This window comes from Streptomyces sp. NBC_00207, from assembly GCF_045160965.1.
In the GTDB taxonomy this organism is placed as follows: domain Bacteria; phylum Actinomycetota; class Actinomycetes; order Streptomycetales; family Streptomycetaceae; genus Streptomyces.
The window spans coordinates 6,373,508-6,391,216 of record NZ_CP130715.1; the positions used below are offsets into that span (position 1 = coordinate 6,373,508).

General features: G+C 71.5%; 16 protein-coding genes. 14 read left to right on the forward strand and 2 right to left on the reverse strand.

The features are described 5' to 3' along the window. Positions 1–70: 70 nt before the first annotated feature. From OG472_RS30265 to OG472_RS30295, 7 genes are all read left to right on the forward strand, one after another. Positions 71–1,771 (forward strand): ABC transporter substrate-binding protein, encoded by a 1,701-nt coding sequence (locus OG472_RS30265; RefSeq protein ID WP_401612200.1) that lies wholly within the window; start codon positions 71–73, stop codon positions 1,769–1,771. Between the two features lie 141 nt (positions 1,772–1,912). Continuing rightward, on the forward strand, positions 1,913–2,920 hold the full coding sequence (locus OG472_RS30270; RefSeq protein ID WP_327416553.1) for an ABC transporter permease: 1,008 nt from the start codon (positions 1,913–1,915) through the stop codon (positions 2,918–2,920). After that, on the forward strand, positions 2,917–4,071 hold the full coding sequence (locus tag OG472_RS30275) for an ABC transporter ATP-binding protein (RefSeq protein ID WP_401612070.1): 1,155 nt from the start codon (positions 2,917–2,919) through the stop codon (positions 4,069–4,071). The genes OG472_RS30270 and OG472_RS30275 overlap by 4 nt, the downstream gene beginning before the upstream one ends. 8 nt (positions 4,072–4,079) lie before the next feature. Continuing rightward, positions 4,080–5,174: an ABC transporter ATP-binding protein gene (locus OG472_RS30280; protein ID WP_401612202.1), complete on the forward strand. Its 1,095-nt coding sequence runs from the start codon at positions 4,080–4,082 to the stop codon at positions 5,172–5,174. 179 nt (positions 5,175–5,353) lie between these two features. Continuing rightward, a complete protein-coding gene (locus OG472_RS30285; RefSeq protein ID WP_327416555.1) occupies positions 5,354–6,010 on the forward strand; it encodes a trimeric intracellular cation channel family protein in 657 nt (218 codons plus the stop codon). Positions 6,011–6,057: 47 nt separating this feature from the next. Beyond that, positions 6,058–6,912 (forward strand): thioesterase family protein, encoded by an 855-nt coding sequence (locus OG472_RS30290; RefSeq protein ID WP_383563345.1) that lies wholly within the window; start codon positions 6,058–6,060, stop codon positions 6,910–6,912. A gap of 142 nt (positions 6,913–7,054) precedes the next feature. After that, on the forward strand, positions 7,055–8,218 hold the full coding sequence (locus tag OG472_RS30295; RefSeq protein ID WP_401612074.1) for a cysteine desulfurase family protein: 1,164 nt from the start codon (positions 7,055–7,057) through the stop codon (positions 8,216–8,218). Positions 8,219–8,221: 3 nt separating this feature from the next. Here OG472_RS30295 and OG472_RS30300 read toward each other — a convergent pair whose 3' ends face one another. Further along, positions 8,222–8,890, reverse strand: a complete 669-nt coding sequence (locus OG472_RS30300; RefSeq protein ID WP_401612077.1) for an N-acetylmuramoyl-L-alanine amidase — start codon at positions 8,888–8,890, stop codon at positions 8,222–8,224. A gap of 69 nt (positions 8,891–8,959) precedes the next feature. Here OG472_RS30300 and mnmA point away from each other — a divergent pair, with 69 nt between their 5' ends. Further along, a complete protein-coding gene (mnmA, locus tag OG472_RS30305) occupies positions 8,960–10,093 on the forward strand; it encodes a tRNA 2-thiouridine(34) synthase MnmA (RefSeq protein ID WP_383563353.1) in 1,134 nt (377 codons plus the stop codon). Positions 10,094–10,103: 10 nt separating this feature from the next. Here mnmA and OG472_RS30310 read toward each other — a convergent pair whose 3' ends face one another. Continuing rightward, positions 10,104–11,027, reverse strand: a complete 924-nt coding sequence (locus OG472_RS30310; RefSeq protein ID WP_401612080.1) for an NADP-dependent oxidoreductase — start codon at positions 11,025–11,027, stop codon at positions 10,104–10,106. A gap of 127 nt (positions 11,028–11,154) precedes the next feature. Between OG472_RS30310 and OG472_RS30315 the strand changes: the two genes are divergently transcribed. From OG472_RS30315 to ligA, 6 genes are all read left to right on the forward strand, one after another. Then, on the forward strand, positions 11,155–12,180 hold the full coding sequence (locus OG472_RS30315; RefSeq protein WP_401612083.1) for a GlxA family transcriptional regulator: 1,026 nt from the start codon (positions 11,155–11,157) through the stop codon (positions 12,178–12,180). 89 nt (positions 12,181–12,269) lie between these two features. Beyond that, the gene (locus tag OG472_RS30320; protein ID WP_405942259.1) at positions 12,270–12,614 is read left to right on the forward strand and encodes a DUF1330 domain-containing protein; all 345 of its coding nucleotides are present in this window, start codon (positions 12,270–12,272) and stop codon (positions 12,612–12,614) included. Beyond that, the gene (locus tag OG472_RS30325; protein WP_405942260.1) at positions 12,614–13,564 is read left to right on the forward strand and encodes a hypothetical protein; all 951 of its coding nucleotides are present in this window, start codon (positions 12,614–12,616) and stop codon (positions 13,562–13,564) included. Before OG472_RS30320 ends, OG472_RS30325 begins: the two co-directional genes overlap by 1 nt. Before the next feature lie 49 nt (positions 13,565–13,613). Further along, entirely contained in the window at positions 13,614–14,303 is a 690-nt protein-coding gene (locus tag OG472_RS30330) for an SDR family oxidoreductase (RefSeq protein ID WP_405832075.1), read from the forward strand. After that, entirely contained in the window at positions 14,300–15,283 is a 984-nt protein-coding gene (locus OG472_RS30335; RefSeq protein WP_401612094.1) for a methionine synthase, read from the forward strand. Before OG472_RS30330 ends, OG472_RS30335 begins: the two co-directional genes overlap by 4 nt. Before the next feature lie 30 nt (positions 15,284–15,313). Continuing rightward, positions 15,314–17,515, forward strand: coding sequence for an NAD-dependent DNA ligase LigA (gene ligA, locus OG472_RS30340; RefSeq protein WP_383563374.1), 2,202 nt, complete (start codon positions 15,314–15,316; stop codon positions 17,513–17,515). Positions 17,516–17,709 lie beyond the last annotated feature (194 nt).

Below are 17,709 nucleotides of genomic sequence, written 5' to 3' on the forward strand. Positions count from 1 at the left end.
GGGGCTTAACTCCACCATGAAAAGCAGGTCGAGATCAGCTGCGGTGCTCGTGGCCGCCATCAGCATCGCCATGGGCGCCTCTGCGTGCAGCGGCGGGGACAAGACGGGCGAGGGTGACGGCAAGGGTTCCGCCGCCGCCAACGCGGCCGTCACGGGTGTCGTCAACGCCTCGGACAAGAAGGGCGGGACGCTCGTCTACGAGGCGTCCGACACCCCCGACTCGTTCGACCCGGGCAACACGTACTACGGCTTCGTCTTCAACTTCAGCCGCCTGTACGCGCGTCCGCTGACCACCTTCGCCCCCGCCCCGGGCGCCGAGGGCAACAAGGTCGTGCCGGACCTCGCCGAATCCCTGGGTGTCTCCAGCGACGGCGGTGCCACCTGGACGTACAAGCTCCGCAAGGGCGTGAAGTACAGCGACGGCACCGAGGTCACCTCGAAGGACGTCAAGTACGGCGTCGAGCGGAGCAACTTCGCCCGTGACGTCCACTCCAACGGCCCGAGCTACCTGGCCCAGTACCTCAAGGACAACGAGCCGAAGTACGAAGGCCCGTACAAGGACAAGAGCGACGAGGGTCTGAAGTCCATCGAGACCCCGGACGACCACACCATCGTCTTCAAGCTCAAGCAGCCCTTCGCGGAGTTCGACTACCTCCTCGCCAACCCGCAGTCGGCCCCGGTGCCGAAGGCCAAGGACGACGGCGCGGACTACGTCAAGCACATCATGTCCTCCGGCTCCTACATGTTCGAGAGCTACGAGCAGGACAAGCAGGCCGTCCTGGTCCGCAACCCCAACTGGGACGCCGGCAACGACCCGCTCCGCAAGCAGCTGCCGGACAAGATCGTCGTCAAGCTGAAGGTCAACCAGGAGACGATCGACTCCAACCTGAAGGCCGGCAACTCCCACATCGACATCGTGGGCAACGGCGTCGCCCAGCAGACCCAGTCGGAGCTGCTGAGCTCGAAGGACCCGAACACCGACAACGCGCAGGGCGGTCGCCTGGTCTACATGGCGATCAACACCAAGGTGGCGCCCTTCGACAAGCCGGAGTGCCGCAAGGCCGTCCAGTACGCGGTGGACAAGGTCTCGGTGCAGACCGCCTTCGGCGGACCGGTCCGCGGCGCCATCGCCAGCACGGTGCTCCCGACGGACATCCCGGGCCACGTCGACTTCGACACCTACAAGACCCCGGACAACAAGGGTGACGAGGCCAAGTCCAAGGAACTGCTGACCGCCTGCGGCCAGCCGAACGGCTTCGAGACCACCATCACGGCCCGCAACGACCGTGCCGGTGAGGTCGACATGGCCACCGCGATCCAGGCCTCGCTGAAGAAGGTCGGGATCACCGTCAAGATCCAGCAGTACCCGGCCGGCAAGTACTTCAGTGACTACGCGGGTGTCCCGAAGTTCACCGAGGACAACAAGATCGGCCTCATGATGATGCAGTGGGGTGCCGACTGGCCGACCGGCTTCGGTTTCCTCCAGCAGGTGGTGCACGGTGGTGCGATCGGCAAGACCGGTAACACCAACCTGTCGCAGCTGAACAGCCCCGAGATCAACGGGATGCTCGACGCCAACATCGCCAACACCGACCCCGCCGCCCGCGAGAAGGTCTACGGCGACATCGACAAGAAGGTCATGGATGAGGCGGTCATCGTGCCGCTGACCTACTTCAAGGTGCTGCACTACCGCTCGCCGAAGATCACCAACGCGGTGTCGAACCCGGCCTGGAGCGGCCAGTACGACTACCTCAACGTCGGCCTGAAGTAAGTCCGAACCCAGTAAGGCCCGACCTTTCAGCCCGATCTGCCAGAACCGTGGAAGGCAGGTGAAGGCAGCAGTGCACGCCGGCTCGTGCGGCTCCCCCGACCGGGGAGCCGTACGGGCCGGCGGACGCCGAAGCCGACCCTCGTGTTTGTGTACATCGTCCGGCGGATGATCGCCGCGGTGGCCCTGCTGCTCGTCGTCAGCGCGATCACCTTTGCGATTTTCTTCCTGCTGCCCAGGCTGGCCGGCGGAACCGTCGACTCGCTTGCCACCCAGTACGTGGGCAAGAACCCCTCACCGGAGTCGATCGCCGCGGTCAAGCAGAACCTCGGCCTCGACCAGCCCCTGCACCAGCAGTTCTGGGAGTTCCTGAAGGGGATATTCGTCGGCCGCGAGTTCAACTTCGGCCCGCAGCCCTCACAGTGCCACGCCCCCTGCCTCGGCTACTCCTTCAAGGACCACGTCGAGGTCTGGCCCCAGATGCTGGAACGCCTGCCGATCACGGCCTCCCTCGCCTTCGGCGCGGCCGTCGTCTGGCTGGTCACCGGCGTGACCACCGGCGTCATCTCCGCCCTGCGACCGGGCTCGCTCTTCGACCGCGTCGCCATGGGTGTGGCGCTGGCCGGCGTCTCGCTGCCCATGTTCTTCACCGGCGTCCTGTCGCTGGCCCTGTTCGTCTTCAACTGGCCGATCTTCACCAACGTGTACGTCGACTTCTCCGACGACCCGGCCGGCTGGTTCCAGGCGCTCGTCCTGCCCTGGTGCACCCTCGCCTTCCTCTACTCGGCGCTCTACGCCCGCCTCACCCGGGCCGGAATGCTGGAGACCATGAACGAGGACTACATCCGGACGGCCCGCGCCAAGGGCCTGCGCGAGCGCGTGGTGGTGACCCGGCACGGACTGCGGTCCGCGCTGACCCCGATCATCACCATCTTCGGCATGGACTTCGGGCTCCTCCTCGGCGGCGCCATCGTCACCGAGACCGTCTTCTCGTACCACGGGGTCGGCGAGTACGCCTATCAGGCGATCGCGGTCAACGACCTCCCGAAGATCCTCGGCGTGACCCTGTTCGCCGCGTTCTTCATCGTGTTCTGCAACCTGGTGGTCGACCTCGTCTACGCCATCATCGACCCGAGGGTGAGGCTGTCGTGACCGACCCGACGAAGCCCGTCAGCGGTGCCGGTCAGGGCACCGAAACCGGCACAGAAACCGCCACCGGGGCCGACACCGGAACGAGCACCGGCACCGCGAAGGCCCCCGGCGCGCCCGGGACCTTCCTCGACGTCCGCGACCTGCGGGTCCACTTCCCCACGGACGACGGCCTGGTGAAATCGGTCGACGGACTCTCCTTCCAGCTGGAGAAGGGCAAGACCCTCGGCATCGTGGGCGAGTCGGGCTCAGGCAAGTCCGTCACCTCCCTGGCCCTCATGGGCCTGCACCGCGTCGGCAACGGCGGCCGCTCCAGCGCCTCCCTCTCGGGGGAGATCTGGCTCAACGGCAAGGAGCTGCTCTCCGCCGACCCGGAGGAGGTGCGCCGGCTGCGCGGCCGCGAGATGGCGATGATCTTCCAGGATCCGCTGAGCGCGCTGCACCCCTACTACACGATCGGCTCCCAGATCGTGGAGGCCTACCGGGTCCACCACCCGGTGAGCAAGAAGATCGCCCGCGCCCGGGCGGTCGAGATGCTGGACCGCGTCGGCATCCCCGAGCCCGGCAAGCGGGTGAACAACTACCCGCACGAGTTCTCGGGCGGCATGCGCCAGCGCGCCATGATCGCGATGTCCCTGGTGAACAACCCCGAGCTGCTCATCGCGGACGAGCCGACGACCGCCCTCGACGTCACCGTCCAGGCGCAGATCCTCGACCTCATCCGGGACCTGCAGAAGGAGTTCGGCTCCGCGGTCATCATGATCACCCACGACCTCGGCGTGGTGGCCGAGATGGCCGACGACATCCTCGTGATGTACGGCGGCCGGTGCGTGGAGCGCGGTTCCGCCGAGAAGGTCTTCTACGAGCCCCGGCACCCGTACACCTGGGGCCTGCTCGGATCGATGCCCCGCATCGACCGCGACCAGACCGAGCGGCTCATCCCGGTCAAGGGCTCGCCGCCCAGCCTGATCAACATCCCCAGCGGCTGTGCCTTCAATCCGCGCTGCCCGTACGCCGACGTGCCCGAGGACGGGATCACCCGCACCCGGCGGCCCGAGCTGACGGAGGACGGGAACAAGCACTGGTCCGCCTGCCACATGTCGACGGAGCAGCGGACCCGGATCTGGACCGAAGAGATTGCGCCGAAGCTGTGACCGAGGACATGAAGAAGAAGGACGCCCCCGGTGTCCCCGCGCAGCGGGCGGAGCAGGACGGGCCGTTGCTCAAGGTGTCCGGGCTTACCAAGCACTTCCCGATCCACAAGGGACTGCTGCGCCGCCAGGCCGGCGCGGTCCAGGCCGTCGACGGCCTCGACTTCGAGGTGCGGCGCGGTGAGACCCTCGGCGTCGTGGGCGAGTCCGGTTGCGGCAAGTCCACGATGGGGCGGCTGATCACCCGGCTGCTGGAACCCACGGGCGGCAGCATCGAGTTCGAGGGCCGGGACATCACCCACCTCGGGGCCTCGGCCATGCGGCCGCTGCGCCGGGACATCCAGATGATCTTCCAGGACCCGTACGGCTCGCTGAACCCGCGGCACACGGTCGGCACGATCGTCAGCACCCCCTTCAAGCTCCAGGGAGTGCAGCCGGAGGGCGGGCTCAAGGCGGAGGTCCAGCGGCTGCTGGCGCTGGTGGGCCTCAACCCGGAGCACTACAACCGCTACCCGCACGAGTTCTCCGGCGGCCAGCGCCAGCGCATCGGCATCGCCCGCGCCCTGGCCCTGAACCCGAAGCTGGTCGTCGCGGACGAGCCGGTCTCGGCGCTGGACGTGTCGATCCAGGCCCAGGTGGTCAACCTGCTGGACGACCTCCAGGAGGAGCTCGGCCTCACGTACGTGATCATCGCGCACGACCTGTCGGTCATCCGGCACGTGTCCGACCGCATCGCCGTGATGTACCTCGGCAAGCTCGTCGAACTGGCCGACCGGACCGCGCTCTACGAGAGCCCGATGCACCCCTACACCAAGGCGCTGCTGTCGGCCGTACCCGTGCCGGACCCGCGCAGGCGGGGCGCGAAGAGCGGGCGCATCCTGCTCAAGGGCGACGTGCCCTCGCCGATCTCGCCGCCGAGCGGGTGCCGCTTCCACACGCGGTGCTGGAAGGCCACGCAGATCTGCACGACGCAGGAACCGCCGCTGCTGACGCTGAAGACGGGCCACCAGGTGGCCTGCCACCACCCGGAGAACGCCCCCGACCAGGCCCCGGGCGACCAGCCCCTGCCCGGCGCGGCGGACGCGGTGGTGCAGGCGACGGAGTAGCAGGGCAGGCGGGGCCGGATCCGCAGACCCGGCCCCGCCGCACCAACCCAGCCCCGCCGGCGTTTGAGGCGCGGGGTCCGGGGCGGAGCCCCGGGTCTTGAAGCGGCACGGCCCGGCCGGCCGGCGGCCCGCGCCCGGCCCCGTCAACCCGGCGGGAGCCAAGGGGCGACAATGAGCCAGTGCTCCACGATCTCTTCCCGCCCGGGGTCCAGCATGCGCTGGACCTCGCCGGCATCTTCGTCTTCGCCACCGCAGGCGCCCTGCTCGCCGTCCGCAAGAACTTCGACGTCTTCGGCATCGCCGTCCTCGCCCTGGTCACGGCCCTCGGCGGCGGCCTCTTCCGCGACCTCGTCATCGGCGCCGTCCCGCCTGCCGCCTTCGGCGAGCTCAGCTTCTTCGTCACGCCGCTGATCGCCGCCGCGCTCGTCTTCTTCCTGCACCCCGAGGTCCAGCGGATCAACCGGGCCATCAACGTCTTCGACGCCGCCGGCCTCGCGCTGTTCTGCGTGACGGGCACGACCAAGGCCTACGAGTACGGCCTCGGCCTCACCGCGTCCGCCGCGCTCGGTCTCGCGACGGCCGTCGGCGGGGGCGTACTGCGCGACGTACTCGTCAACGAGGTGCCCTCGCTGCTGCGCGACCGCGAGATGTACGCCGTGCCCGCGACCGTCGGCGCCGCGATGGTCGCCGTCTTCATCGCCCTGGACTCCCTCAACGCCGTCACCACCGGCCTGGCGATCGTCACCACGTTCGTCCTGCGGATCCTCGCCATGCGCTACCACTGGCGGGCCCCGCTGGCCTGGAACCGGCGCTCTTCGGTGGCCGAAGAGCCGTAACAAGAGAAAGCTACCGCTTAGTAGCAACCCGGTGTACCGTCGTTTTCATGTCACACGCAGCTGCCAAGGCATCCATCGGCGACAGTGAGTTCGACCGCGACACCAGCATCACCGCACGCGCGGGCGAGCCCGGGGTGTACGACGCGGAACTCTCCGCCGGGTGGACGATCATCGCCGCCGTCAACGGCGGCTACCTGCTGGCCCTGGTCGGCCGGGCCCTCTCCGCGGCCCTCCCGCACCCGGACCCCTTCACCGTCTCCGCGCACTACCTGACCTCCTCCGTGCCCGGCCCCGCCGTGATCCGCACGCAGGTGGTACGGGTCGGCCGCACCCTCTCCACCGGCCAGGCCTCGCTGTTCCAGTACGACGAGAGCGGCGCCGAGGTCGAGCGCATCCGCGTCCTCGCCTCCTACGGCGACCTCGCGGCCCTGCCGGACGACGTGCGCACGGTCGCCAAGCCGCCCGTCATGCCCGCCTACGAGGACTGCATCGGCCCCGAGGCCGGCCCGGCCCCGATCCCCGGCAGCTCCGCCATCGTGGACCGGCTGCGGCTCCGCCTGGACCCGGCGACCGCGGGATGGGCCCTCGGCGCCCCGTCGGGCAAGGGCGAGATGCGGTCCTGGTTCGAGCTGGCCGACGGCCGCGACGCCGACCCGCTGTCCATGCTCCTCGCGGTGGACGCGCTGCCGCCCACCGCCTTCGACCTCGGCCTGGTGGCCTGGACCCCGACGGTGGAACTCACCACCCACATCCGCCGCCGCCCGGCCCCCGGACCGCTCCGGGTCTCCATCACCACCCGCAACCTGGCCGGCGGCTTCCTGGAAGAGGACGCCGAGGTCTGGGACTCGACCGACCACCTGGTCGCCCAGTCCCGCCAACTGGCCCGCGCGCTCCGCTCCTGACGCGCCCGGCCAATCGGGGGCCCCGCCGCACCACTCCAGCCCCGCCGGCGTTCGAGGCGCGGGGGCTGGGGCGGAGCCCCAGGAGACGGTGAGGGTCCCGCCGGGCGGACCGGCACCGGCGGGCTCGTAGAATCGGGGGATCATGGCCTACCTCGACCACGCCGCCACCACCCCGATGCTGCCGGAGGCCGCCGCGGCGATGACCGCGCAGTTCGCCGCCACGGGTAACGCGTCCTCCCTGCACGCCGCCGGCCGCCGGGCCCGCCGTACCGTCGAGGAGGCCCGCGAGGCCTTCGCCGAAGCGGTCGGCGCCCGCCCCAGCGAGGTGGTCTTCACCGCCGGCGGCACGGAGGCCGACAACCTCGCCGTGAAGGGCCTCTACTGGGCCCGGCGCGACGCCGACCCGGCCCGGACCCGGGTCCTGGCCAGCCCCGTCGAGCACCACGCCGTGCTCGACGCCGTCCACTGGCTCGCCGAACACGAGGGCGCCCGCGTCGAGTACCTGCCCGTGGACCGCTACGGCCGTGTGCACCCCGAGGCCTTCCGGGAGGCCGTCGAGCGCAACCCCGGCGACGTGGCCCTGGCCACGGTGATGTGGGCCAACAACGAGATCGGCACCGTCATGCCGGTCCGTGAACTGGCCGCCGTCGCCCGCGAGCACGGGATCCCGCTGCACTCCGACGCCGTCCAGGCCTTCGGGCAGCTCGACGTGCACTTCGCCGACAGCGGCCTCGCCGCCATGACCGTCAGCGGCCACAAGGTCGGCGGCCCCTACGGCATCGGCGCCCTGCTCCTCGGCCGCGACCAGACCCCCGTCCCCGTCCTGCACGGCGGCGGCCAGGAGCGGCACGTCCGTTCCGGCACCCTCGACGTGCCTGCCATCGCCGCCTTCGCGGTCGCCGCGGTCCTCGCCGCCGAGCGGCGGGAGCGGTTCGCCACCGAGATCGGCGCCCTGCGCGACGAGCTGGTCGCCGCCGTCCGCGCGGCCGTGCCCGACGCCGTGCTCGGGGGAGACCCCGACGGGCGGCTTCCGGCCAACGCCCACTTCAGCTTCCCCGGCTGCGAGGGCGACTCGCTGCTGCTCCTGCTCGACGCCCAGGGCATCGAGTGCTCCACCGGCTCCGCCTGCACCGCCGGCGTGGCCCAGCCGAGCCACGTCCTGCTGGCGACCGGCACCGATCCGCAGCTGGCCCGCGGCACCCTGCGCTTCTCCCTCGGCCACACCTCCACCAAGGAGGACATCGCCGCCGTGGCCGCGGCCATCGGCCCGGCGGTGGAACGCGCCCGCACGGCGGGCCTCAGCTAGGCCCTAGCCGGGCTTCGCGGCGAGGGCTTCCCGGACGAGGCGTACGTAGCGGTCCCAGTCCCAGTGGGGGCCCGGATCCGTGTGGTCGGCGCCCGGGACCTCGGAGTGCCCGATGAGGTGGGTGCGGTCCGCCGGTATGCCGTACCGGCGGCAGACGTCGGCCGCCAGCCGCGCCGAGGCCGCGTACATCGCGTCCGTGAAGTCCTGCGGGCGGTCCACGAAGCCGACGTGCTCGATGCCGATGCTGCGCTCGTTCATCTTGCGGTTCGCCGCGTGGAAGGCCACGTCCATCTCGCGCACCAGCTGCTCCACGTGGCCGTCGCCGCGCACCATGTAGTGCGCCGACGCCCGGTGGAACGGGTTCTTGAAGGCCTGCACCGAGCCCTCGAAGCTGCCCTGTGTGACATGGACGACGATCCGGTCCACCCGGTAGTCGTCGGGCCGGTCCGCCATCCGCCAGTTCGCCGGCGAGGCCGAGGTCCAGCTCGCGCCCGCGTGGTCGAGCTCGCCCTCCTTGCGCGGCTTGGCCACTCCCGGTATCAGCCACCAGGCCCGGCCGATCTCGTCGCGGCCGGCGACCGCCGCCGCCGCGAACACCCCGAGCCCGCCGAACAGCACCGCCCTGCGGGTCCGGCTCCGCGGTTTCGGTCTTTTGTTCCCGAGCTCGGTCATGTGATCCACCCCCCGTACGCGATAACGCGCTGTGACCCCGCTCGGTTCCCCCGTACTCTGGACGGTGCTATGACTGAGAACCTGCCGCGCACCGCCCGCCCCCTCCGCGTCCTGGCCGCCATGTCCGGCGGAGTGGACTCCGCCGTCGCCGCCGCCCGCGCGGTCGAAGCCGGGCACGACGTGACCGGTGTCCACCTGGCGCTCTCCGCGAACCCGCAGTCCTTCCGGACCGGTGCCCGCGGCTGCTGCACCATCGAGGACTCCCGCGACGCACGCCGCGCCGCCGACGTCATCGGCATCCCGTTCTACGTCTGGGACCTGGCCGAGCGCTTCCGCGAGGACGTCGTCGAGGACTTCATCTCCGAGTACGAGGCCGGGCGCACCCCGAACCCCTGCCTGCGCTGCAACGAGAAGATCAAGTTCGCGGCGCTGCTCGACAAGGCCCTCGCCCTCGGCTTCGACGCCGTCTGCACCGGCCACTACGCCACCGTCGTGCTGAACGAGGACGGCTCCCGCGAGCTGCACCGCGCCTCCGACATGGCCAAGGACCAGTCGTACGTCCTCGGCGTCCTCGACGAGAAGCAGCTCGCCCACGCGCTCTTCCCGCTCGGTGACACCCTCACCACCAAGGAAGAGATCCGCGCCGAGGCCGAGCAGCGCGGCCTGGCCGTCGCGAAGAAGCCCGACAGCCACGACATCTGCTTCATCGCCGACGGCGACACCCAGGGCTTCCTCGCGAACCGCCTCGGCAAGGCCGAGGGCGACATCGTCGACGAGACCGGCGAGAAGGTCGGCACCCACGAGGGCGCCTTCGGCTTCACCATCGGCCAGCGCAAGGGCCTGCGCATCGGCCACCCCGCCCCCGACGGCAAGCCGCGCTACGTCCTCGACATCTCCCCGGTGAACAACACCGTCACCGTCGGCCCCGCCGAGGCCCTCGACGTCACCGCCCTCACGGCGATCCGCCCCCGCTGGTGCGGCTCCACGGCCGCGGCCCCGGGCACCTACACCGCGCAGCTGCGCGCCCACGGCGGCGAGACCGAGGTCTTCGCCGAGCTCGTGGACGGCGAGCTGCGCGTCTCCTTCACCGAGCCGGTCCGCGGTGTGGCCCCCGGCCAGGCGATCGTGCTCTACGACGGCACCCGCGTGGTCGGCTCCGCCACCATCGCCACGACCACCCGGGCCACGACCGCCTCCGTCTAGCTCCGGCGGCTCACGCCACCGTCAGGACGATCTTGCCGGTGGTGCGGCCCAGTTCGCCGATCTCGTGGGCCTTCGCGGCCTGCTCCAGCGGGAGCACCGTGTCGATCAGGGGCTTCAGCAGGCCCTGCTCCACCAGGGCCGAGATCTCCCGCAGGCCCTGCAGGTCGGGCTCCACGAGGACCCAGGAGGCGTGCACGCCCTCCGCGTCGGCGGGGAGGCCGTCCGGGCCCGGCAGGGTCACCAGGTGGCCGCCCGGCTTCAGCACCTTCAGCGAGCGCTGCCCGTAGTCCCCGCCCATGGTGTCGATCACGACGTCCACGTCCGTGACGACGTCCTCGAAGTCCGTCGTGCGGTAGTCGATCACCTCGTCGGCACCCAGCTCGCGCAGCAGCTCGTGCTTGGCGCCGCTCGCGGTGCCGATCACGTACGCGCCCCGGGCCTTGGCGATCTGCACCGCCAGGTGTCCGACCCCGCCGGCCGCCGCGTGCACCAGCACCCGCTGCCCGGCCGACACTCCGGCCGTGTCCACCAGCGCCTGCCAGGCGGTCAGTGCCGCCAGCGGCAGTGCGGCCGCCTGCACGTGGTCGAGGGAGGCAGGCTTGCGGGCGAAGTGCCGGGCCGGGCCCGCCACGTACTCGGCGTAGCCGCCCGCCTGCCGCGGGAAGCTCGGCATCCCGTACACCTCGTCGCCCGGGGCGTAGAGGGTCACGCCGGGGCCGACCGCCTCGACGGTGCCGGAGACGTCCCAGCCGACGATCGGGATCTCGCCCCAGGTGATCAGGCCCCCGCTGGCGCGGGTCTTCCAGTCGGCCGGGTTCACGCCGGCCGCGTGGACCCGGACGAGGATCTCGTTCCGGTCGGGCTCCGGGCGCTCGATCTCCCGCTCGACCAGGTTCTCGGGGCCGCCCCATCCGTTCACGACGATCGCGCGCATGCTGTTCCGCCTCATTCCATCTGAATCCGTGTTGTACCGGGCGGATCCCCGGCGACATGTCCCACAGTCGGGCATCACGGCACCCGATGGTGTTGGCCGAATGGCCACTATGTGACAGGATCTGGCCATGGACCAGGTGCGTACGACACGAACGGGGACGGCGGCGGAGGAGAGCGGCCCGCACGGCCGCCACCTGATCGCGGTGCTCGCCCTGCCGGGCGTTCCCCCCTTCGAGCTGGGGATCCCCTCGCGGGTCTTCGGCAGTGCCGTGGACGAGGCCGGCGAGGCGCTGTACGAGGTCGTCGTCTGCACCGCCGACGGCCGCCCCGTGCTCAGCGACGCCGGGTTCACCATCCAGCCCGCCGCCGGGCCCGAAGCCCTCGCCGCCGCCGACACCGTCATCCTCCCGCCCACCCACGCCATGCCCGAGCTGGCCCACGGCGGCCCGCTGCCGCCCGAGGTCGCCGCGGCCATCGCCGGCATCCGCCCGGGCGCCCGCCTGGTCTCGATCTGCACCGGCTCCTACGTGCTCGCCGCCGCCGGACTGCTCGACGGCCGCCCCGCGACCACGCACTGGAACCTGGCCCCCGAGTTCCGCCGGGCCTACCCCCGGGTCCTCGTCGACGAGGACGTCCTGTTCGTCGACGACGGCGACGTCCTCACCTCCGCCGGGGTCGCCGCCGGAGTCGACCTGTGCCTGCACCTGATCCGCCGCGACCACGGCGCGGCCGTCACCAACCGGGCCGCACGGATGTGCGTCGTACCACCCTGGCGCGACGGCGGGCAGGCGCAGTACATCGACCGGCCCGTCCCCGAACCCACCGTCGCGACCACCACCGCCGCCCGCGCCTGGGCCCTGGAACGCCTCGCCGAACCGATCACCCTCGCCGAACTGGCCGACCACGCCCGGATGAGCCTGCGCACCTTCACCCGGCGGTTCCGCGACGAGGTCGGCATGACCCCGGTGCAGTGGCTCACCGCCCAACGCCTGGAAGTGGCCCGCCACTTGCTCGAGACCAGCGACCTGCCGGTCGACCTGGTCGCCCACCGCTCGGGCTTCGGCTCCGCGGGCTCCCTGCGCCAGCACATGCGCTCGGCCCTCGGCATCTCCCCGATCGCCTACCGGCGCACCTTCCAGCCCGCATCGGCATGACCCCGCAGGTAATCGCCGCCGCGGCCGCGCCCTGACAGGATCGGATCAACGGCCCCAACCGGCGGGCCGGTCGACCGGGGGAGACCGCCATGACCGCCTACGCCATCGCCCACATACGGCCCGAGACGATGAACGAGGACATCCTCCGCTACATCGAGGAGATCCAGTCGACCATGACCCCCTTCGGCGGCCGGTTCCTCGTCCACGGCGCGGAGGTCGAGGTCCTGGAGGGCCCCTTCCCCGGGACCGTCGTCATGCTCGCCTTCCCGGACATCGAGCAGGCCCGCGCCTGGTACGCCTCGCCCGCCTACCAGGCCATCCTCCCGCTGCGCACCGACCACATAGCGGGCGAGGTCATCCTGGTCGAGGGCGTCCCCGCCGGATACGACGCCACGAAGACGGCCGCCCGCCTGCGCGCCGAAGCCGGCCTCTGATGGGCAACCGGGCCGTCTTCGTCCTCTCGGGCCCCCGGGGCCACACCCGCCACCGCTCCTCCTACGGCGCCGTGGAGCTGGACCTCGACCTGCTGGCCGGGCCCGAGGCGGTGCTCCCGTACCTGCGCAGCCACGCGACGGATGACGACTGGTACCCCGACGACATGGTCGAGGCCGGCGTCCTCGCCGACGAGGCCCGCCGGCTCCTGCTGGTCTTCGCATGGGAGGGGCCCATCGCCTCCCAGCGCACCCGGGCGGCCACCCTGGAGCTGCTGCGGTGCGCCTGGCCGGGCTGGGAGGTGCGCTGGCTCTACGACGGCCAGACCGGGCTGCGCGCCCACCTCGGGCTCGACCCGCGGGAGGCGGACACCGACGTGTACCCCGGTCCCGCGCTGGAAGCGGACGACGAGGAGCTGGACGACCCCGACCCGTTGGTCGCCGTGGTCACCATCGGCGCGGACCGCTGCCAAGTGCTCGCCGACATCAACGACCACCCGGTCGAGGAGGGGCCCGCCCTGCTGGACCGGCTCCGGGACGCTCCGGACCACGGGAGCCACCGGCTGCGGGCGGACGCCGGCATCCACGTGGATCCGGAGCGGCGCCGGGTCGGCTGGTGGCTGAACACGGCACGGGCCCACGGCCGTACCGTCGCCGCCCGCTGGCCGGGCTGGACGGTGGAGTTCTGGGAGGACCGCTGGGCCGAGCACGAACGGGCCAGCGACGGCCGCTTCGCCCCGCCCGCGCCGGACCGCGCCGCCGCGCTGGCCGACGTACGCGACCAGGCGCTCGAGCGGTGGGCCGGGCCGCGCGGCGATGTCCGGGCGCGGCTCGTCGCGACGCTCCCGCACGCCACGATCGGCCAGGGCTTCGCCCCCGCCGTCACGGCCGAGCAGGCGGCCGCCGCCCGCGCCGCCGTGGAGCGGGCGTACGAGGCGGCCGTCGGCACCTGACCTCGGCCTTCGGACCCCGCGCGCGCTCAGGGGTGCGAGCATGGGCGGTATGGCTACTCACTTGATCACCGGTGCCGGATCCGGCATCGGCGCGGCCGTCGCGGCCCGCCTGCACGCCCGCGGCGACGACCTCGTCCTCCTGGCCCGCGACGCCGGCCGCGGCAAGCAGCTCGTCGAGCGGTACCCCGGGGCGCGGGTCCTCGTGGGCGACCTCGCCGACCCCGACCGGCTCTCGTGGGCCTTCTCCAAGCAGGCCATCCCCGAGCGGATCGACTCCCTGCTGCACGTCGCCGGGATCGTGGACCTCGGACCGGTGGGGGAGCTGCGCCCCAAGACCTGGCACCAGCAGCTCAACGTCAACCTGATCGCACCCGCCGAGGTCACCCGGCTGCTGCTGCCCACCCTGCGCGCCTCCCAGGCCACCGTCGTCTTCGTGAACTCCGGCGCAGGCCTGACCGCCCACGCCGACTGGAGCGCGTACGCCGCCTCCAAGCACGGACTGAAGGCCCTCGCCGACTCGCTGCGCGCGGAGGAGAAGGCCAACGGGATCCGCGTCACCTCGGTGTACCCGGGGCGGACCGCCAGCCCCATGCAGGCCAAGGTGCACTCCCAGGAGGGCAAGGAGTACGACCCGTCCCACTGGATCGATCCCGAGTCGGTGGCGACCACCATCGTCATGGCCGTCGACCTGCCGCGCGACGCCGAGGTCAACGACCTGAGCGTCAGGCCGGGCCGATGACCGCGAGCGCCACCGGCGTCGGTTCGCTGCCCGGCGGTGACGCCCGAGAGGCCGCCAGGACCGTCACCGGCTCCTTCGAGGAGTTCCCGTACCTGCCCGAGCTGCCCGCCCGCGGGCCCGGCGCGGACATGATCGGCCGTTCCCTCGGCCTGCTCGTCGACATGTACGCGCACGTCGAGCCCAGCGGCTGGCGGATCAGCGACCGCCCCGGCCGGGACTCGAAGCGGGCCCGGTCCTGGCTCGGGGAGGACCTCGACGCGCTGGAGGAGTTCACCCAGGGGTACACGGGCAAGCTCAAGATCCAGGCGGTCGGGCCGTGGACGCTGGCCGCCGCCCTGGAACTGCACGGCGGCGAGGCCATGCTCCAGGACGCGGGCGCCTGCCGGGACCTGGCCGGATCGCTGGCCGAGGGGCTGCGCGAGCACCTGGCCGACGTGCGCAAGCGGATCCCCGGCGCCGACGTCGTGCTGCAGTTCGACGAGCCGTCGCTGACGGCCGTCCTGCTCGGCCGGGTCCGCTCCGCGAGCGGCTACCGCACCTACCGCGCCGTCGACCGGCAGGTCGTCGAGGGCACGCTGCGCGACCTCTTCGCCGTGCACGACGGGGACGTGGTCGTGCACTCCTGCGCGCCCGAGGTCCCCTTCGGCCTGCTGCGGCGAGCCGGAGCCACGGGCGTGTCGTTCGATTTCTCGCTGCTCACCGAGCGCGAGGATGACGCCATCGGGGAGGCCGTCGAAGGCGGTGTGAAACTCTTCGCCGGAGTGGTGCCCGGCACCGACGGCCCGTTGTCAGAGCCTGCCGGTAGCGTCATGGGTGTCAGGAAGCTTTGGCGCAGGCTGGGGCTGGCCCCGGGGACTCTGGCGGAGTCCGTCGTGGTCACCCCGTCGTGCGGTCTGGCGGGCGCCTCGCCTGCCTACGCCCGCGCGGTGCAGGCGCATTGCGTCAGGGCGGCGAGGTCGCTCGCCGACAACCCTGAGTGACGGTCGAGACGGGGCACGGGAGGACACGGCATGGCAGCCGAACAGCAGGACACGGCAGTACCGGCGGCGGTGCGCGAGCAGCACCAGCTGCTCGCCGAGCAGGTCGAGGAGCACCGCTTCCGGTACTACGTGAACGACCAGCCGGTCGTCAGCGACGCCGAGTTCGACAAGCTGCTGCGCTCGCTGGAGGCACTGGAGGAGCAGTACCCGGAGCTGCGCACGCCCGACTCGCCCACCCAGAAGGTGGCCGGGGCGTACGAGACGGACTTCGCCTCCGTCGAGCACCGGGAGCGGATGCTCTCCCTCGACAACGCCTTCGACGACGAGGAACTGGCCGCCTGGGCCGAGCGGGTGGCCCGGGACGTGAACACCCAGGACTACCACTACCTGTGCGAGCTGAAGGTGGACGGCCTCGCCGTCAACCTCACCTACGAGCACGGCCGGCTCACCCGTGCCGCCACCCGCGGCGACGGCCGCACCGGTGAGGACATCACGCCCAACGTCCGCACCATCGCCGAGATCCCGGACCGTCTCAAGGGCGACCGGATCCCGGCCCTCGTCGAGATCCGCGGCGAGGTCTACTTCCCGATGGAGAAGTTCGAGGAGCTCAACGCCCGCCTCGTGGAGGCGGAGGGCAAGCCCTTCGCCAACCCGCGCAACGCCGCGGCCGGTTCGCTGCGCCAGAAGGACCCGAAGGTCACCGCGAGCCGTCCGCTGCACATGGTCGTCCACGGCATCGGCGCCCGCGAGGGCTTCGAGATCGAGCGCCAGTCGCAGGCGTACGAGCTGCTGCGCGAGTGGGGTCTGCCGACCGCCCGGCACAACAAGGTGGTCGCCTCCCTCGCCGACGTCCGCGCGTTCATCGCGGAATTCGGCGAGAACCGGCACTCGGTGGAGCACGAGATCGACGGCGTGGTCGTCAAGCTCGACGAGATCGCGCTGCAGGGCCGGCTCGGCTCCACCGCGCGCGCCCCGCGCTGGGCGATCGCCTGGAAGTACGCCCCCGAAGAGGTCAACACCAAGCTGATCGACATCAAGGTCGGCGTCGGCCGCACCGGGCGCGTGACCCCGTACGCGCAGGTGGAGCCGGTGACGGTGGCGGGCTCCGAGGTCGAGTTCGCCACCCTGCACAACCAGGAGGTCGTCAAGGCCAAGGGCGTGCTCATCGGGGACACCGTCGTCCTGCGCAAGGCCGGCGACGTCATCCCCGAGATCCTCGGACCGGTGGTGGACCTGCGGGACGGCAGCGAGCGGGAGTTCGTGATGCCCGCCGAGTGCCCCGCGTGCGGGACGGCGCTGCGGCCGATGAAGGAGGGGGACATCGACGTCCGGTGCCCCAACGCCCAGACCTGCCCCGCCCAGCTGCGCGAGCGGCTCTTCTACCTGGGCGGCCGGCAGTCCCTGGACATCGAGAACTTCGGCATGGTGGCCGCGGCCGCGCTGACCGCCCCGCTGGAGCCGGCGCAGCCGCCCCTGCTGGACGAGGGAGACCTCTTCGGCCTGACCATCGAGCAGCTGCTGCCCATCAAGGCGTACGTCCTGGACCCGGACAGCGGCCTGCCCAAGCGGGACCCGAAGACCGGCGAGGAGAAGATCGTCACGGTCTTCGCCAATCAGAAGGGCGAACCGAAGAAGAACGCCCTGGCGATGCTGGAGAACATCGCGGCAGCCAAGGAGCGCCCGCTCGCCCGCGTCATCAACGGTCTGTCGATCCGCCACGTCGGACCGGTCGCGGCGGAGGCCCTCGCCCGCGAGTTCCGGTCGATCGAGCGCATCGAGCAGGCCACCGAGGAGGAGCTGACCGCCACCGACGGGGTCGGGGCGATCATCGCCGCCTCCCTCAAGGAATGGTTCGCCGTCGACTGGCACCAGGAGATCCTGCGCAAGTGGCGGGAAGCCGGGGTGCGGATGGAGGAGGAAGGTTCCGCCGAGGAGGAGGGGCCGCGGCCGCTGGAGGGGCTGACCGTCGTCGTCACCGGCACGCTGCAGAGCCACACGCGGGACGGCGCGAAGGAGGCCCTGCAGAGCCGCGGAGCCAAGGTCACCGGCTCCGTCTCGAAGAAGACCTCGTTCGTCGTCGTCGGCGACAACCCGGGCTCCAAGTACGACAAGGCCGTGCAGCTGAAGCTGTCCATCCTCGACGACGCCGGATTCGCGGTGCTGCTGGAGCAGGGCCCGGACGCGGCGCGGGAGGCCGCGCTCCCGGTGGACGGCGAAGGCGAAGCGGAGTAATACCGGGTAGTACCGGGGAAACACCGCGAGGGGAATCGCCGAAGGGGAGTAGCGAAGGCGAACGGATGCGTGGCGTGCGGCCGTACGGGCGGGCGCACGCCAGGCGCGGCGGACGGTGGTAAACGGCTGGTACAAGGCTGGTCGCAGGGCGGTGACCTGTCGGATCATCGGATGGGTGACGTGGGGGGCCCGGT

Coding starts and splice junctions, on each gene's coding strand:
- OG472_RS30290 (WP_383563345.1), top strand. CDS start 6,058: ATGTCACACGCAGCTGCCAAGGCATCCATCGGCGACAGTGAGTTCGAC.
- OG472_RS30295 (WP_401612074.1), top strand. CDS start 7,055: ATGGCCTACCTCGACCACGCCGCCACCACCCCGATGCTGCCGGAGGCC.
- OG472_RS30265 (WP_401612200.1), top strand. CDS start 71: ATGGGCGCCTCTGCGTGCAGCGGCGGGGACAAGACGGGCGAGGGTGAC.
- OG472_RS30280 (WP_401612202.1), top strand. CDS start 4,080: ATGAAGAAGAAGGACGCCCCCGGTGTCCCCGCGCAGCGGGCGGAGCAG.
- OG472_RS30300 (WP_401612077.1), bottom strand. CDS start 8,890: ATGACCGAGCTCGGGAACAAAAGACCGAAACCGCGGAGCCGGACCCGC.
- OG472_RS30330 (WP_405832075.1), top strand. CDS start 13,614: ATGGCTACTCACTTGATCACCGGTGCCGGATCCGGCATCGGCGCGGCC.
- OG472_RS30310 (WP_401612080.1), bottom strand. CDS start 11,027: ATGCGCGCGATCGTCGTGAACGGATGGGGCGGCCCCGAGAACCTGGTC.
- OG472_RS30315 (WP_401612083.1), top strand. CDS start 11,155: ATGGACCAGGTGCGTACGACACGAACGGGGACGGCGGCGGAGGAGAGC.
- OG472_RS30320 (WP_405942259.1), top strand. CDS start 12,270: ATGACCGCCTACGCCATCGCCCACATACGGCCCGAGACGATGAACGAG.
- OG472_RS30335 (WP_401612094.1), top strand. CDS start 14,300: ATGACCGCGAGCGCCACCGGCGTCGGTTCGCTGCCCGGCGGTGACGCC.
- OG472_RS30325 (WP_405942260.1), top strand. CDS start 12,614: ATGGGCAACCGGGCCGTCTTCGTCCTCTCGGGCCCCCGGGGCCACACC.
- mnmA (WP_383563353.1), top strand. CDS start 8,960: ATGACTGAGAACCTGCCGCGCACCGCCCGCCCCCTCCGCGTCCTGGCC.
- ligA (WP_383563374.1), top strand. CDS start 15,314: ATGGCAGCCGAACAGCAGGACACGGCAGTACCGGCGGCGGTGCGCGAG.